Here is a 16873-nt window from a genome sequence, read left to right as displayed (position 1 = left end):
CAATGAAACGTAGAAGCTTTTTTAAAACATCAGCCGGTACACTGGGTGCGGCCGGACTGGTTTCCATGAACGGAGAAGCAGCGATTGCCTATAATGAAAGCGGCAAACGCGTCACCGACAAATGGCTGCAGATGAGTACCGGAAAAACAGGCCTGCCGAAACGCAAAGAAACGCTCGATTTTGACATAGCCGTACTGGGAGGCGGAATGGCCGGAATTTCGGCAGCAATTGCGGCGGCACGTTCCGGAGTAAAAACCGTGCTGGTTCAGGACCGTCCGGTGCTGGGCGGCAATGCCTCCAGTGAAATGCGCGTGACCGTGAACGGCGTGCATGGTCTGCGCGATGCTCCGAAAGAACTGCGGGTAGAGCGCGAAACCGGGATCATTGAAGAAATCATGATCGAAAACTGGTATTACAACCCGCAGGAATCCTATCCGGTCTGGGACCATGTACTGTACAATTTTGTCCACCGTGAACCTAATCTGACTCTGATGCTCAATACACAGGCCACAGAAGCGGTTATGGATGGTAATAAAATCAAGGCGGCGGTCTGTTGGGGATATACCAACGAAACCGAATATACCATTCATGCGAAACAGTTTATCGACTGCTCCGGCGACGGCCTGCTGGCCGCAACGGCGGGTGCGGAATACCGTACCGGCCGCGAAGGCCGCGCCGAATTCAATGAATCCTTTGCTCCGGAAAAACCGGATGGATGGGTCATGGGTGACTGCATTATGATGATCACTAAGGATATGGGGCGCCCCGTACCGTTCCATCCGCCGGAATATGCCCTTCCCTTTGACCACGAAACCGCCTTTAAAGATAAACACCGGAGAATCAAACAGGTTAAAGAAGGTTTCTGGTGGATCGAAGTCGGCGATGATTTTGACATCATCGGAAACCGCGAAGAAATCCGGCATAAACTGATGGCCTACTTCTACGGCGTCTGGGATTATGTGAAAAATTCCGGCGATTTCCCGGAAGCGGAAAATCTGGCACTGGACTGGATCGGCTCTATTCCCGGCCGCCGGGAATCGCGCCGCTTTATGGGCGATCATATTCTCACGCAGAACGATCTGCTGGAATACCGTCATTTCGAGGACGCTGTTGCCTATGGCGGCTGGTCGCTGGATGAACATAATCCGGGCGGAATTGAGAACCTGAAAGAACCGGCGAGTTATTTCCACAAGGGATTCTCGAAACTCTACGAAATCCCCTACCGCAGCCTCTATTCAAGAAATATTACCAATCTGCAGTTTGCCGGACGCAATGCGAGCTGCTCTCATATTGCCCTCTCCTCCACCCGTATTATCAGCACCTGTGCGCTCATGGGACAGGCCGTTGGTACGGCGGCGGCCCTGTGCCTCAAATACGGTAAAAATCCCCGGCAGATCGGCCGGGAGCACATCAAGGAACTTCAGGAACAGCTGATCCGCGATGATGTTTTCATTCCCAACCGTCCGGCCAATGATCCGAAGGATCTCGTTCGCAGCGGACAGCTGTTCGGCTCCCCGGCTAAAAGCGGGGATACGGCGCTGCTGACCGATGGGATTGGACGCGATATCTACGGCGAGCTGCATCATTGGGAATCCATCAACCTGCCGGCGGAGCTCCAGGTAGTCTGGGAAAAACCGGTAGAAGTTTCCACCGTTGAACTCAAGGCCGATACCCAGCTCCATAAAAAAATCGCCATGCATAAAAATCCGGCTAAAAACAAGGGGCAGCATACGTCTGTTCCGCCGGAATTGATCAAAGCCATGACGGTTGAAGCACAGGTGAACGGTCAGTGGAAAGAAGTGGCCCGGGTGCAAAACAATCTGGTCCGCAGAATCCGGGTCGAGTTTCCCCAGGTGAAAGCAACGGCCATTCGCCTCCGGATTCAGGAGACGCACGGAAAACCGACGGCCAAGATTTTTGAAGTCCGCGCATACTCGTAAAGCAATGCTGTTATCCGGCAATCCGGGTGATTGCCGGTTTATTTTTCCGGGGGTAGCGTATGATTAGCGCGTTTGCTTTCGTTTATTTTTCATACACTTAACCTAAGGGAATTATATGACCATGTTCAGAGTACTTATATCGTCCACCCTGCTGGCCGCCATTTCTTTGCAGGCTGCGGTTAAACCCGCCGGAATTTTTTCTGAAGGGATGGTTCTGCAGCGTAACGAACCGGTAAATATCTGGGGAACTGCGAACCCGGGCGAAAACGTGACGGTTGAATTTGCCGGACAGAAAAAATCCATAACGGCCGATCCCGAAGGACACTGGCTGGTAAAACTGTCCCCTCTTCCTGCGTCCGGTGAAAGCCGTGATCTCAACTTCTATTCCTCCGGCCGTCTGCAATCTTCCATCGGCAATGTCCTGGTCGGAGAGGTCTGGCTGGCGGGCGGCCAGTCCAACATGGCCACAACAATGCAGACCTACAAACGCAAAACACAACCGGAAATGGATCGCGCAGACGATGCGCTGCTGCGGTTCTGTACCATTCCGCAGAATCACTTTCCCGGGCATAACAAAGGACGTCAGCCCCAATGGCTGGAAACAAATTCCGTAAATATAAAGGAGTTTTCCGGAACGGCCTACTATTTTGCAAAGGAGCTGCGCAAACATCTTGATGTCCCGGTAGGTATTGTGGTCTGTGCCACCGGGGGAACTCCTGCAGAAGCCTGGATGAGCCGCGAAACGCTAAGCAGTAAACCGGAGCTGAAACGAACCATTGACGCGTATGATCGGCATGTTGCCCGCGAATTTCCAACCGATGCCGATTATGAAAATGCCCTGAAAGAATACAGCCGGGCAAAAAAGGAATACAGCCGCCTCCGGAAAGAGGGAAAAAAGGTGAAAAAACCGCAGGAAATCATGGGTCCACGCAATTTTAAACGCCCATGCGGACTCTACGAAAATATGTTGACCCAAACCATCCCCTACACCGTCAAAGGCGTCATCTGGTATCAGGGAGAAAACAATGCCAGTCAGAAAGCCGGCCTGCACTATCGCACGGTCTTTTCCACACTGATCGAAGAGTGGCGCAGCGAATTCGGTAAACCGGACCTGCCGTTCTTTTTCTGCCAGCTTGCGACGCTCGGGTGGGGCGATGATGCCCACTGGCCGGAAGTCCGCGATGCCCAGCAATGGGTGGCCGATCATGTTCCGAACACCGGAATCGCCATCCTGCTCGACGGCGGCGAAAAGGAGGATATTCACCCCCACTCCAAGGATATCGCCGGATATCGGTTGGGCTTGCTGGCCCGGAATAAAGTTTACGGGGAAAAGGATCTGGTCTGCAAAGGTCCGCGTTTTAAAAACGTGGAATTCCAGGGTTCGGAAGCAGTGCTCTCTTTTGACTCGGAAGAGCTGACCCTGAAATCCGGCGGCGAAAACACGTTTGAACTGGCCGGAAGCGACGGCCTGTTCAAACCCGCTGTAGCGGCGTTGAAAAACGGAAAAATTGTTCTGACGGCTGAAGGAGTGTCCTCCCCGGTTTACGTACGTTACGGGTGGCATAAATGGGTGACGCCGACGCTGTATAACCGGGCCGGCCTTCCGGCCGGACCTTTCCGCACGGATGACCTGCCCATGGCATCCGAAGGCGGCTATTATCTGAATTGGGTAAAATAAGGATAGATACGATGAAAAAATACTGGTTTGTTCTGTTGCTCTGTATTCTTGGGTGTACTGCATTTGCGGCGGATCGGCCCAATATTCTTTTCATTCTCGTCGATGATCTCGGGTACGGTGATGTCGGTTTCAACGGTTCGACGTTTTATGAAACGCCGAATATCGACAAACTGGCCGACACCGGCCTGATCATCGAAAACAGCTATATGTATCCCACCTGTTCTCCCTCACGAACGGCCATCGCAACGGGAAAACAGTCCTTCCGCACCGGCGTATACACCGTGCCGGTACTGGAAAGGGGCGACGACCAGGTCAGTATTTTTTCCCGTTGGACCGTCGGTGAAGAACACATTATGTACAGTCAGCCGCTGGCGGAAGCCGGCTATAAAAATATTCATCTGGGCAAATGGCACCTGGTCGGCCCCTATCCCGAAGAGGAACTGAACGGCCAATGGCCGCGCAAAGAAAAACTGAGCCAGCCCGATCCCTGGGATTACAGCTGGGCCGAAAAACATAAAAAAGAATACGTTAAATATTATCCCGAAGGCCGTGGATACCTGAAAAACATCGGCGGAACCTATCGCGGAGATCCGGCGCTGGAGATCGGCGGCTACAAGGGGGAAACCGGCGGTTACTGGGCGCCCTTTAACAATCCGTTTATCCCCGAAAAAAATCCGAAGGATAAATGGCTGACCGACTACCTCACCACCGAAGCCATTAAGTTTATGGGTGAATACAAAGAGGGCCCCTTTTTCATCAACCTCCACTACTACACCGTACACGCCCCCGTCCGCGGACGAAGCGAAGAACTCGTCCGGAAATACCTCAACAAGCCGGGCGATCCTGAAAGCGGACAGGGTATGCAGGAGGGAAAACGCCGCCGGCATACCGCCGAATATGCCACCATGATTGAATCGCTCGATGACAACGTCGGCCGCCTGGTCGAGTTTCTCGAAAAGAACGGACTTCGCGAAAATACCCTGATTCTCTTTTCCTCCGACAACGGCTGGAACGCCGGCATCAACAACCGCATGCGTGGTAAAAAAGGGTATATCTGGGAAGGCGGAATCCGCGTCCCCACCTTCATTAACTGGCCCGGACACGTCACTGCACGGCGCACAGAGGTGCCCGTTCACTGCGTTGACTACTTCCCCACCTTCATGGACCTCGCCGGCATCCACTACACCGGAACACTCGACGGCGAATCCATCGTACCGCTGTTCCGCCGCGATGATCCCTCCCTCGCCGCCCGCCCGCTGTTCTGGCACCTCGCCAGCGAATTCCGAAATCCCACCAGCTCCATCATCCGCAAAAACGATATGAAACTGGTGCAGTTCCTGGCCACCGGCGAAGTGGAACTCTACAATCTGAAAACAGATCCCAAAGAAGAGCACAACATCGCCGCGAATAATCCGGAACTGACCGAACAGCTGTTACGCGAGCTCAAAGCATGGCGGAAAACCAATAACGTCCCCCTGCCCCCCAATGCCGTGGTCGGCAACTGATCCGCTCACAACTAAACTTCAAAAGATTCATCTCCATTCAGCCGAATAAATATAATTTTAATATCCATATAAAAATGGATACAAAGATATTGTTTTATTTAAAGGAGGTAGACGCCGCACTCTACGCACTGCATATACGGAATATCGCTGTGCAGGTATATTGCGGGGGGGGGTCTTTTCCATTGTTAAAACTGGGGCGTAGCCTCCGGTTCGTTGGTTACGGTTTGTAGTTGGTTGCGGGTTTCTGGTCAACGATGGAAAGGGAAGGCGTAGCCTTCTCCCCCTCCTCCGGAGGAGGGGGAGAAAAACTTTGCAGGATTTCTGCAAGCTGTTTCATGTCCTTGCAGTGATTGATCCGCCTGAACCCGCGCTCCGCTTCCAGCAATGCATACGCCAGCCATTTTGAAGCCATATTGGTATCGGTTCGCCAGCGGCTTACACGCCGGGTTTTAGCACGGACATTACGGAATGGGTTCTCTATGCAGTTGGTGTTAAGAAGCGTTGTATTCAGTGTGCCGGGAGCTCCCAGACCATGAACAGCAAGCAGCTCATCACCTGCCTCTTCCAGGCTCGCGAGTGCCTGGGCATTCGTATGGATACCGCTGCTCAACGCAGTCCAGCTTTCACCCCCATCGGAAGTTTTCCAGATCATACCGGACGGATCGTGCGAAGCCCCCGCGGGGATTGGCCGATGTAGCGTCTTTCATCAAAGAATCCGTTCCCCACATCTGCCCGCGTGTATGTTTTCCGGCCCCGACATACCAGATCTCTGAATCATTCGGATCAATCGCCAGCGCAGAAACCTTAGAAATCCAGCTTGTTCCATCTGTTCCGTCAGAATTTGGCGTGTACCACGGACAGAACCGTACCAGCGACCAGCTCTCCTGCCACGGTCGGAAGATTCCCACAGACGGGCAACATCAATAGCAACGGCCCGTTCGCTGTTCGATCGCGAATACTGCACATCGCGCAGCCGGTTCATTGAGCTGTCGCCGTCATAATCCCGAACACTGTACCAGAAGGTTCCGTTATGATCAGACTGATAATTGCCCCCCCCATATCCGGACCGTGGAAAACGGTATTAGGATGATTCGGATGATAACGCACGAGATCACTCATTCCCCCGTTCCCCGGTCCCTCCTGAGTCCAGGTGATATTGTCCGATGATTCGATCCGTCCGTTTTTTATCTGATCAAAAAGGCCTCCTGAGCATAAGTGACGCCACAGCTAATCAGCAGAACCTGAATTCCGGCAATATCATATCGCAACATACGCACCTCTTTATTCCGATACGTTCAGTACAATACGCCGGTAATCATACATGGAGCCCATGGGATTATCGTCCTGCGCCTCAAGAATCAGGTGTATCTCTTTGCCCCCTGCATCATCAGGGATTCTGAGTTCGGTGTTTGCCGCGGATGCATCGTCAGGCGAAACCGCACCTTTGTACGTGCCCGCCTCCTTGTATATCCACCAGGAGATCTTTACCGGATCGCCATCCGGATCCGCAGTGGCCTCAGCGTTAAGATTCAGTGTCTGTCCGGGGTTGACGTTGAGCTGGATAATACCATCGCCTGCATCGCCATTAAAGGCTGCGACCGGATTGTGATTCGCTTCATCGAAATCCTTCACACACCAGTCCATACGGGCTTTGAAATCATTGAACATGGCACGTCGGAAACGCCAGACCGGAACCTCACGCCCGCTATACACTTTGTTTTCTACCGGGCAGGTCCACGACTCCGACTCTGAATCGGATTCAAACATATAAAAATCGCCGAAGGTCTCTTCATCCGCCCGGATTTTCGGATGACGTGACATCACATTTTTATGTTTTGTTCGCGAAAACCGGCCGCTCTGTCCGCCCCAGTACAGCCTTTCCGGGTCGGTAAGCCCCGGCATGGCCAGCCCGATCCACGGAATGGTTCCACCGCCTTCGATGAACCGGTTGCGATAGGGATAGATTGCACCAAGCGGACCATGATTGTTTCTGATATGTTCCGCGGCCCATGCATCCTGTCCATCGGAAGTACGTTCATAGGGTTCCCAGGTATATGGTCCCAACGCAGCCCCGAATTTTCCATAGTCCGGTCCGCCGTAACAATATGTCTGGTGGTTACTCCGATGCCACGCAATGTGCGGATAGCGGCTCATGATCCACGCCCCGCAGTTATCCTGCGCTCCGTTTTCAAAAACAATGATCCGTTCGCAAAGCCGCTTCATCTCCTCGTCGGAATACTTCGCGTCCAGATCCACCAGCGCCTGGGCCAGCGGATTGGTTCCGGCATTGGCCACAATATAAAGCTTGCGAGGATCCTTCTTCAGAATGACTGATTCAATATGCCTTGACCCTTCATTCCCCTGCCCTGCTTTCACCGCATCGATTCCGAAAACAGTACTTCCGGATTTAACTATGCGGTGCAGGTATTCCGGTGCAGGCCAGCCGCTTTCATGCTTCTCGAGATTCGGCCGTACCTTTGCATATTGATTGATGAGTTTCGTAAACAGCTCCGGATGCACTTTACTGCGGAATTCACTATCGATTCCTGAATGCAGATACAACCCGGAACAGGCAATCAACCCCTCCAGATCAAATTCATTGGAGTAGAGCAGCATATGGATCATCTGCTGCTCTTCGTCGGTTTCATTCCCCATATCGGCCATAATCAGCAGGCGCGGTTTTTCCGGCACAGCAAGTACGTTCTGAACAGCCGCTCCGCACAGAAGTACAGACAGCATGCCTATTCCGACAAATCGTTTACCGTTGATTGCTCTATTTGTCATCGATCGATGGCCCCTCTGGTTTATGAACATCCATAACTACAGTACTCACCCGTCCACCCTCATCAGGAAAAGTAAGTGTGATTTCATTTTCGGAAAGGATAATTCCGGCAGGAATATTAACGGGTATTGAACCGAAGAAACCGCCTTTACGATTCGACTGATCATCCCCCATCCACTGGTTAGGAAAATCAATAGTGTAACCATTTACAGTCAGCGTTGGCTTTTTCGACAACCCGTGTTCACGCGCTAATGACACACGCAGTGTTCCTGTTGTTTCATCGTTTGCTTCCACATTATGAATGCACAGAGTCAGCGGTTTATTTTTAGAGATCGGCAGAAGATAACTGTCACTGTAATACGTCTGCGTTTTCACATGATGCTGCGAAGCCGGCGGAGCAGCATAGCTTACATGTAAAATGATCGTTTCATGCGGCTTCATGTTGAGGAGATCAGGCAGAGAACCGATTTTCGTTTTAGAGTACAGCACAGCCTGCTGCTTCGGAACAAACATGCGTTTTAATTCAACAGACCTTATTTCCGGCAACCCGTCCGAAAGTTCCAGCAAAACCGTATGTTGTTCATCTTTAAAGCTGTTCAGGCAGATAAAGGCATCCGTTCCCTCAGCAAAGGCATAAACAGATATGCCGGCATCACTGGACTCAGCAAACCGTCGCTTTCCCCTAACATCCCGCCACAACCGGTAAAACTCCATCTTTTCAGTTTCCAGAAAACGGGAGGGTTTTCCTTCCACAATACTTTCCGGATCCGGCCGCCACAGATCGGCAGAATACGGCTGCCACTGATGGTTAGGGTTATTATAATACCACGGACTTTTTGTCGTGATAAACGGCACTGCGATAAGTACCCGATCTTCCCGGCCAAGCAGGGAAAAAAGAAAATGGTTGTATGCATTCAGCTCCGCCGAACTGCGTGCCGGCGAATAGGTATCCCCTTCCGGCCAGCCCGAGGAAACATCACCAAATTCACTGAAGGCAAAAGGTTTCGGTTTTCCCCATTTCATGGCCCCATACGTTTCAACTAAATCCAGCAGCGCCTCAACCCGGCTGCCGCTTCTGCGGCTATCGTCTTTTTCATACTGCGTTGCATCCATCAGAATAAAATCAATGGCGTCAATATGCTCCCCGGCCACATCCATAAACATTTTCATCCGCCCATGCCAATGCCCGAAATCCCAGTAATGCATCATCGGCCAGGCACTCGTATAACCAATCACCTGGGTCGAAAGCCCGCGCCGATCGATTTCTTCACCGATCCTGGCGATAACCTGAGTCATACGTTCCCGAACAGCTGCCTGGTCCCCGCCATATTTCCCGGCAGCTACAAAAGGCAGAGAGATCGGGGAATAAAAATCAGGCCTGAAATCATCCTCATAATTATACTCGAGAATATCCGCCGCATACCGTGCCATTTCTGCGGGATCATCCTGCATATTGAATACGGTTCCCGGCTCATCCGTGATAATGCGCCGCGTGGTTCGATAGACATACAGCGGATCCGCCTTAGCCCTGGCAATAACTCCCGACGACCTTTTCCTGATCACTGCCGTTTCCGGATAAGGCGTTCCATTCTGATGACCGCTGAAAGGCCCATCGAAAGCACGACCAAACCCCACGTTCAGCGACTTCAATTGTTCCAGATCGTCAGCCGTTAATGCGACACCGGTATAACTGCTGTGCACATTAAAAAAAGTACTGCGATCCAGCTCTGATGTTTCACCGAGCACCTGTTCGTCCAGAAGATGAACCGTAACCTTTGCAGGTTCACCCCCTGGACTGCACATACAGGTCAGACTGAAGAACCCGGTAACGACCGCAATGAGACCATACAGCTTCATTCGATATTACGCTTTTAAATAGTCCCGACGTGAACCGGCCAGCCAGGCCGGATCACAGGATCTATCGGAAAATTTCAGTTTTTCCGGATCCCAGAGGATCGGCTGCTGGTAATAGTAGGAAAGATTCATCAGATGACAGCAGATCGCGGAACGGGCTCCCGCTTCCACCGGCACCATCGGCTGTGTACCGTTGACAATTGCATCCAGGAAATTCTGGGTATGACCACCCTTTTTCTGTACCGGAAGTTTAACCTTGGCGTCGGCCAGAAATTCGCGTTCGGTCAGCACCACTTCACGGGCCAGTGAACCGTCGGAGGGTTCTAAAAACTTATGAATCACTTTGCCGTCGAGCTCGAACCGGAATTTGCCCCGGCTCGCCTGAATACGTCCGTTTTCACAGATAAAATCCACCATAAACCCTTTTTCGCGGGTGACTTCAAGACCGCCTTCATAGATCAGTTTTGCACCGTAACCGTTTCCGCCGCCGGCCGGTGGCAGCGCTTTTACCGGACCGGATTTATCCATATCCAGCGCCAGCTGGATTATGTCGAGATGGTGCGCTCCCATATCGCAGATTCCGCCGCCGCCGTATACAACGGTATTCCGCCAGCCCATCGGGAAAAAGTCATGCACCCCACGCGGACTCAATTTGGAATTATAATGATTCAGCGGTCCCGGACCACACCAGCGGTTCCAATCCAGACCGGGCTCCATCTCTTCTTCCGGAAGATCAAACGGACGGCCCGGACCCCAGAAATCGGACTTAATCTCCAGAACTTTTCCGGCCACATTATTGCGAACAAGCTCGGCCGCCACGCGGAACTCTTTCATTCCCCGCTGCTGCGACCCGGTCTGAAGCACCACCCCGGCTTTTTTCACTTCTTTCATCACCCGGATGGCTTCATCGATATCGTGCGTCAGCGGTTTTTCGCAATAGATATGTTTTCCGGCGCGCGCGGCATCGATAACGATGGTGGCATGCCAGTGATCCGGAGTGGCGATGCAGACAACATCAATATCATCGCGTGCCAGCAGTTCCCGGTAATCATTATACGCCACGCATTCCCTGTTTCCATAATGCGCATTAACCCGATCTCGCTCAGCTTCCCGACGGGTTTTGTCGACATCGCAAACCGCCACGAGCCTGCAGCGCTGCATAAATCCATTGACATGCCAGTACATCATGCGGCCCATGCCGATACAGCCGACTCTAAGGTCTTCCATTCCGGTTTTAGAAGCTCCGATACTGAAAAGCGGCAGTGAAGCTCCGGCGGCTGCGGATAATTTTATAAAGTTACGTTTATTCAAACTCATGATTATTCCTCCATATGAATTAAAGTTCTGCACTCGGTGTTGCATCCGCTTCCAGATCGCCTGCCGCATACTGTATACCCCCCAGGTAATGTTTCAAAATCTGCGGATTCCAGTAGTGCTCATAATTATGCCCGATACCGGTATAGAAAACACGGCCCTTACCCTCTTCATGAATCCAGGCCAACGCATAATCCCCATCGGTCCGTTTCATCTCACCTTTGGGCTTCTCCGATTTCTCAACATCCAGCGTCATCAGTACACGCAGGCACTCACGCGAATAGGGCTCATTATACTGGAAAATTTCTTCGGTTATGCTGATCTCCGTTTTTCCTTCGAACGCCGCTTTCATCAGCGGATGATCCGGATCCTCAATACAAATCGTTACTTTCTGATTCCCATGCCAGGGATGTCCCATAAACGTACCACCGATCATATTGCGGTAATCCCGGTTGCCGTAATACGCATCGGCTGCCGCATGCATTGCCACCAGTCCGCCGCCTTCACGAACATATTCAACCAGATTTCCAATCAGCTGAGCGTCGCGCGCTTTAAGCGTCTCCCATTCTTCATCCGAAAACTGATCGCGAATGGAATCTTCACCACGGGTGCACGGCATGAAAAAATTACCCGTGCTGTTCATCAGAATCACCACGTCGAACTGTTTCAGATTTTCCGGTTTAAAATTTTCCGGATCATCGCTGATCACGATCTCAAAAGCTCCGCTTTGCTCGGCCATTTGTTCAAAGGCTATTTTACCTATCGGTATCGACCAATGCCGCGCCCCGGCCGTGGCGCTGTACAGCAGCACGTTGCGGTCTTTTTTCGGTTTCACAATCGGCTTTTTCGGTACTGCCTCTGCAATCCGTTTTTTCTCCTGCTCAGTGACGACCTTCTTTTCTTCAAAACTCGGTTTCCAGTCCGAATGGCCATAGGCCATTGCTGCACCTGCACATACTGCGACCAGTAAATTTTTCATCCATATCTCCATCGTTAGAAAGGTATTACAGTGTCCAGGGATCGCGCATCGTCCGATGCATCATTTTTACGGCCTCAGCCGAGCCGGTCACCATCTCCTTCTGTGCGTCCCAACCCAGGGTTTTCCCTGTACGAACACAAAGATCACCCATGTGACAAATGATGTCGGAACGAATGGCTGAATCGAGAGATGACACGGGCTGTGTTCCGTTACGAATAGCATCCACAAAAGCAATCGGATGCCAGCTGCTCTCCTGCAGTTTACGGGGCCCCGGATCTTTCGCCTTGCGCCGAAGCGCTTCGGTTGAAGCCAGCATACCCTCGCGCGAAACCGCCACCCAGCCCTCTTCACCTACAAACACCGTACAGTTTCCAAACTGCTTCAGTTTTTCAATACCGGGAATCTCCTGCGACGCTCGCGCCGTTTTTGAATCCATAAAATAAAGTTTGGTGCCGTCGGCATAGGTTGCTTCCATCTGCCAGGTCACCACCGTATTGAATAGCCCTTCCGTCGGCAGGGAACCGGTCGTTTTATATTCAACCGGAATGCCCTTGTTTTCAGCATCGGCCCACCATTGCAATTGATCCACCGGATGGGCGCCCCAGCCGCCCAGCATTCCGATGGAATAATCATAGCAGAAATAGGTGGCCTTCGGCGGACCGTGCGGGCTGCAGCGGTCTTCACAGAACGGTTTCATCGGTGCCGGACCGGTCCAGAGTTCATAATCAAATCCTTCCGGCACCGGAAGTTCCGGGGTCGCTGAACCGCCTTTGGCCCCGCCCGGACACCACACATATACCTCTTTCACGTTGCCGATATGCCCGTTCAGCACAATTTCGATGCCCATCCGTAAATGGCGCATTGAACGCTGCTGCGTGCCGTACTGAAAAACGCGGCCGTGCTTTTCTGTGATTTCCCGGGCCGCCAGGCTCTGACCGATACAGAGACTCAGCGGCTTTTCCACATACATATCCTTGCCGGCCCGCGCGGCCATCAGTGCTATCGGTACGTGCCAGTGATCCGGTGTTACAATGTGGACCGCATCAATATCATCCCGTGCGAGAACATCTCTGAAATCGTTATGGGCATCAGGAACGTTCCACTCCGCGGCACTGGCTTCACGACGCCATTTTACCGGATCACATACCGCCAGCAGCTTTGACTGCCTGACCATGTTGTATTCGCCGCCGACACCGCTGCGCCGGCCGCAGCCAATCAGCCCGACCGTAATCCGGTTACTCGGCGAAACACTGCCGTTTTTCCCGAGCACGGCAGACGGAACAACCGCGGGAAACCCGATGGCGCCCCCCGCAAGAACAGCCGTTTTTAAAAATCCTTTACGAGAGATCCCTCTCATCATGCTTCTCCTGACTTATCCTATGAAATACACAGAATCCTTTAAAATCCGGCCATCGACTACCCCCCTAAAAGAGATGCCCCGGCCGCGTCCAAAGTCCTGAGCTCCCGGAGTCTCCACTTATTCTTCCAGCTGAATAATGCCCCGTCGGATCGCCTCCACCGCCGCCTGAGTACGGTCAGCAGCATCAAGTTTCACCCGCAGATTGGTGATGTGCTGCTTCACGGAATCAATGGAAATACCGAGTTCATGGGCAATTTCCTTATTCGTTTTTCCCCGGACCAGCAGACGAAGCGCTTCCTTTTCACGCGGGGTGAGTTCCCGCAGATTTCTTCGATGCTCCAGCTTGAGCATAATTTCCGCTGGGAAAAAACTTCCGCCGGAAGCCACTTCGTGAATGGCATCCACGATCTCCTCAACCTCGCCCGCCGCTTTGGTTAAATAGCCTTTTGCCCCGGCCTGAACCGCATTCCAGATATCCTCCTCCGCACTGAACGCAGAAAGGATCAATACCCGGGCGTCAGGAAATTCCTCCAGAATCTGTCGTGTGCAATCAATGCCGTTGCCATCGGGAAGCTGATAATCCATCGTTACTACATCCGGGCGCTCTGACCGGAAAACTTCAATAGCCTCTGCACTGGACGCGGCTGTGCCAGCCGCTTCCAGGTCCGGCTTCAAGGCCAGTGCTTCACATAAACCCATGCGGACAATTGCATTATCATCAACTATCATTACCCTTATCATTGCTGTTCCTCCTGCGGGCCGGATACCTCAACACGTACCTCTGTACCTTCACCCGGAGTACTCGTTATGCGGAAGGTTCCATTTATTTTTACGGCGCGCTCCTGCATCCCTATCAAGCCGAAGTGCCCCTCCTTTTCCGGAGAGGACGGATTAAAGCCGCACCCATCATCCCGAACCGTCAGAACAACTCTTCCCGGCTCATACCGCAATCCGACCTTCAGAATTTTCGGAGCTGCGTGCCGGGCGGCATTTGACCCGGCCTCTTTAGCAATCAGCATAAGATGGCGCTCAACCCTGCGCGATAACTGAATCGGGTTTCCGCTGACCGTCATTTCCAGCCTGGCTCCGCACTCTTCCGCAACCGGCGCCAATGCCTCTTTGACCAGATCCGCCAGCGCCTTACGCTGCAGCGCAACACCGCGCAGGTCGAGAATCGCCGCCCTCGACTCTTTACTGCAATGCGCGAGCATATGCTGGGCAACGGAAATCGCCCGGTCCGTTTTCTGTATGTCTTTTTTTAAATCTTCAGGAACATCCGCCTTCGGTTTTTCCGAGATAAGCGCATTCTGCATACGACAGTTCTGAAGCTGTATGGCGATCCCTCCAAGCCCCTGCTCCAGATTATCATGCAGTTCACGTGCAATGCGCTGACGCTCCTCAAGCACCGCTTCCCGCTCTACTTTCTCTTTAATGATCCCGGTCTGCCGTCGAATGGTCTTCCGCAGAAGAACCAGCCATCCGAGAAACAGAAAGATTACCCCGAGTAATACGGAAAATACCCACATCATCCTTTCGGGCGTCCACCATGGAGCAGCCTGCTGCAGCTGAATATCCTCTGAACCGCGGAGCTGCAGCCAGAACCCGGTTATTTTGAGTATACCCTGTGTATGCGGATTCAGCAGTAAATGTGCATTTCCGGTTAACATCAGCTCTGCACCGGCCGAAATGCCGTCCCCCGCCTTTTCTCCGACCGGAAGCCGCGCTTCAAAGCGGTGCGGTCCGGACCTGCACAACAGAATCTGCTGTTCTGCGCCCCCCTCCGAAAACTGCTTTCCGATATCGACAAGCTCGGCATGGAGCTCGATCAGATCATAATTCAACGCTTCATCAGGGACGGCCCCAAGATGCACTACCTGGGGGTCCGGCGGCGGCAGCCGCCGCAACCGCTCTACCTTCAACGCCCGGAACGCCGGGCTGATCGGCTGCGGCCAGACATAGCCGATAACTTCAACATCATCTCCAGGCTCAACCGCTGCCGGTTTGGCGGTCTGAACACGAAGTCCTGCCGCATCTCCCCGCAGAAAAAGTTCATTCCCGAAAACGCCGGTTACCACACCCCTTATTTTCAGAAGACCATACGATGGCGTCTCCTTACACATCAGTTCGGATAGGGAAACTTCAACAGGATCTTTTTCGGAATCCGGATGATCGACAGCGATGATGTCATCAATGGAATTGGCGATGAACGCCCTCCCGACCGCCTGTTTCCGGCTATTGTACCGAATACCGACAACCGCATTGAGCTCAACTTCGCGATACATCATCTCATGCAGACGTTCAACCCCGGCTCTGGAATACGGCACCTGTACGGAATACAGGGTTTCACCGGCTTCAATATTCACCATTGCATCGAGCCCGTTTTCAGCTATCGAAACCTCAATCAGGCGTCCAGCGACAAATACCCACTGGCAATCCATTTCTGCCAGACGCATCTTATCCGGTATATACGCCATTGGTTTCGGCAGAGGTCGATGATCAACCATTTCAATCTGATCCGCAATAATTGCAGGACTGAAACCACCGGGTTCAACAATTCCTTTCACCCGGATCCAGTCCCCGGGCTTCAGCCTGTCCGCAAACTCGGGAACCGGTTTATGAGAAACATAAATCCCGTTTGTTCCGTCATAGAGAAAGATGCCGTAGAATAAAGGCAGCGCAAGTACCTGCCCCTCAACCTCGGCAGTGATTGAGCTGCCATCCACCTCACCCGGCATCATGCTCCGGATTTCAGAAATAGAAGTCATCGGTGTGTCTGCAGAACAGACCATCCGCATTAGAAGCAGAATAACCGTAAAATACCGGAATCGCACATCACTCATAGTCTGATCGACCCTACGGCAATCATGCCGCGGTTCCCCAAACGACATCCCGGAACGCAAAAAAATACAGAATGTGCCACGCCCGGAAAAGTTCGGTTATAATCCTCTGCCACGCCGGCGGCTGTTTTTATGAGATACCCTTTTTTCATAATCAGCATCAGATCCCGGTATTTTAAGAAACAAACGCCAATAACCTAACCAAAAGGACAGTATGAAGCAAAAATGTTATCGATCTCATTTATGACCGATTCTCTGTTTTTGAACGAAACGCAGATTTCAGAATATTCGAAACCTAACCGGTTATACCAAACGTTAAAACTATCCGGCATAAATTTGATCCCGCGCAAAGGCGCTGAGGCCGCAGAGAAATTCAGACATAAACGGCTCCGCGCTCTCAGCGTCTCTGCGCGGAATAACGCTGTCATTAAGACCGGAATGTTTTAGTAAATTGTATTAAATGCTCCAGCCGTCACGGAGAGCCGGCCAGCGCATTAATTCAGCAGCCTCTTCATCACCGATAACCGTTCGTTTAACGGGATCGATTTTAAGATTCCGCCCGATGTGCAGCGCAATATTGCCCCAATGCATGGCTTCGCGTGGCTTTTTGTAAGCGCGGCGGCA

Annotated in this window: 12 protein-coding genes; 3 read left to right on the top strand and 9 right to left on the bottom strand. The window is 52.3% G+C overall.

Annotation, left to right across the window (positions count from 1 at the left end):
• Positions 1–2: 2 nt before the first annotated feature.
• From EGM51_04920 to EGM51_04910, 3 genes are all read left to right on the top strand, one after another.
• Positions 3–1940, top strand: a complete 1938-nt coding sequence (locus tag EGM51_04920) for an FAD-dependent oxidoreductase (protein ID QBG46766.1) — start codon at positions 3–5, stop codon at positions 1938–1940.
• Positions 1941–2055: 115 nt separating this feature from the next.
• Complete coding sequence (locus EGM51_04915; GenBank protein QBG46765.1) at positions 2056–3618, top strand: hypothetical protein; 1563 nt, start codon at positions 2056–2058, stop codon at positions 3616–3618.
• A gap of 11 nt (positions 3619–3629) precedes the next feature.
• Positions 3630–5123 (top strand): sulfatase, encoded by a 1494-nt coding sequence (locus tag EGM51_04910; GenBank protein ID QBG46764.1) that lies wholly within the window; start codon positions 3630–3632, stop codon positions 5121–5123.
• Between the two features lie 217 nt (positions 5124–5340).
• On the opposite strand, the gene EGM51_04905 is transcribed toward EGM51_04910, so the two are convergent.
• The 9 genes from EGM51_04905 to EGM51_04865 all read right to left on the bottom strand — a co-directional run bounded on the left by EGM51_04905 (position 5341) and on the right by EGM51_04865 (position 16300).
• Positions 5341–5775 (bottom strand): hypothetical protein, encoded by a 435-nt coding sequence (locus EGM51_04905; protein ID QBG46763.1) that lies wholly within the window; start codon positions 5773–5775, stop codon positions 5341–5343.
• Positions 5747–6031 (bottom strand): hypothetical protein, encoded by a 285-nt coding sequence (locus EGM51_04900; GenBank protein ID QBG46762.1) that lies wholly within the window; start codon positions 6029–6031, stop codon positions 5747–5749. Before EGM51_04900 ends, EGM51_04905 begins: the two co-directional genes overlap by 29 nt.
• Before the next feature lie 373 nt (positions 6032–6404).
• On the bottom strand, positions 6405–7937 hold the full coding sequence (locus tag EGM51_04895) for a DUF1593 domain-containing protein (protein QBG46761.1): 1533 nt from the start codon (positions 7935–7937) through the stop codon (positions 6405–6407).
• On the bottom strand, positions 7897–9762 hold the full coding sequence (locus tag EGM51_04890; GenBank protein QBG46760.1) for a hypothetical protein: 1866 nt from the start codon (positions 9760–9762) through the stop codon (positions 7897–7899). The genes EGM51_04895 and EGM51_04890 overlap by 41 nt, the downstream gene beginning before the upstream one ends.
• Positions 9763–9768: 6 nt before the next feature.
• Positions 9769–11070, bottom strand: coding sequence for a Gfo/Idh/MocA family oxidoreductase (locus tag EGM51_04885; protein ID QBG49247.1), 1302 nt, complete (start codon positions 11068–11070; stop codon positions 9769–9771).
• Between the two features lie 25 nt (positions 11071–11095).
• Positions 11096–12064 (bottom strand): ThuA domain-containing protein, encoded by a 969-nt coding sequence (locus EGM51_04880; protein ID QBG46759.1) that lies wholly within the window; start codon positions 12062–12064, stop codon positions 11096–11098.
• Between the two features lie 13 nt (positions 12065–12077).
• A complete protein-coding gene (locus tag EGM51_04875) occupies positions 12078–13412 on the bottom strand; it encodes a Gfo/Idh/MocA family oxidoreductase (protein ID QBG46758.1) in 1335 nt (444 codons plus the stop codon).
• 117 nt (positions 13413–13529) lie between these two features.
• Positions 13530–14153, bottom strand: a complete 624-nt coding sequence (locus EGM51_04870; protein ID QBG46757.1) for a response regulator transcription factor — start codon at positions 14151–14153, stop codon at positions 13530–13532.
• Positions 14150–16300 (bottom strand): hypothetical protein, encoded by a 2151-nt coding sequence (locus EGM51_04865; GenBank protein ID QBG46756.1) that lies wholly within the window; start codon positions 16298–16300, stop codon positions 14150–14152. The genes EGM51_04870 and EGM51_04865 overlap by 4 nt, the downstream gene beginning before the upstream one ends.
• Positions 16301–16873: the final 573 nt, after the last annotated feature.

The sequence above is a fragment of the Verrucomicrobia bacterium S94 genome (assembly GCA_004299845.1).
Taxonomy (GTDB): Bacteria; Verrucomicrobiota; Kiritimatiellia; order Kiritimatiellales; family Pontiellaceae; genus Pontiella.
The sequence above is the reverse complement of the archived record's forward strand: the minus strand, read 5'-3'. Positions and strand labels throughout refer to the sequence as shown.

What these genes read in the sequence shown, in the direction of transcription:
- EGM51_04880 (QBG46759.1), bottom strand. Translation starts at nt 12,064, where the DNA reads ATGGAGATATGGATGAAAAATTTACTGGTCGCAGTATGTGCAGGTGCA.
- EGM51_04865 (QBG46756.1), bottom strand. Translation starts at nt 16,300, where the DNA reads ATGTCGTTTGGGGAACCGCGGCATGATTGCCGTAGGGTCGATCAGACT.
- EGM51_04905 (QBG46763.1), bottom strand. Translation starts at nt 5,775, where the DNA reads ATGATCTGGAAAACTTCCGATGGGGGTGAAAGCTGGACTGCGTTGAGC.
- EGM51_04910 (QBG46764.1), top strand. Translation starts at nt 3,630, where the DNA reads ATGAAAAAATACTGGTTTGTTCTGTTGCTCTGTATTCTTGGGTGTACT.
- EGM51_04890 (QBG46760.1), bottom strand. Translation starts at nt 9,762, where the DNA reads ATGAAGCTGTATGGTCTCATTGCGGTCGTTACCGGGTTCTTCAGTCTG.
- EGM51_04875 (QBG46758.1), bottom strand. Translation starts at nt 13,412, where the DNA reads ATGATGAGAGGGATCTCTCGTAAAGGATTTTTAAAAACGGCTGTTCTT.
- EGM51_04915 (QBG46765.1), top strand. Translation starts at nt 2,056, where the DNA reads ATGACCATGTTCAGAGTACTTATATCGTCCACCCTGCTGGCCGCCATT.
- EGM51_04920 (QBG46766.1), top strand. Translation starts at nt 3, where the DNA reads ATGAAACGTAGAAGCTTTTTTAAAACATCAGCCGGTACACTGGGTGCG.
- EGM51_04895 (QBG46761.1), bottom strand. Translation starts at nt 7,937, where the DNA reads ATGTTCATAAACCAGAGGGGCCATCGATCGATGACAAATAGAGCAATC.
- EGM51_04870 (QBG46757.1), bottom strand. Translation starts at nt 14,153, where the DNA reads ATGATAAGGGTAATGATAGTTGATGATAATGCAATTGTCCGCATGGGT.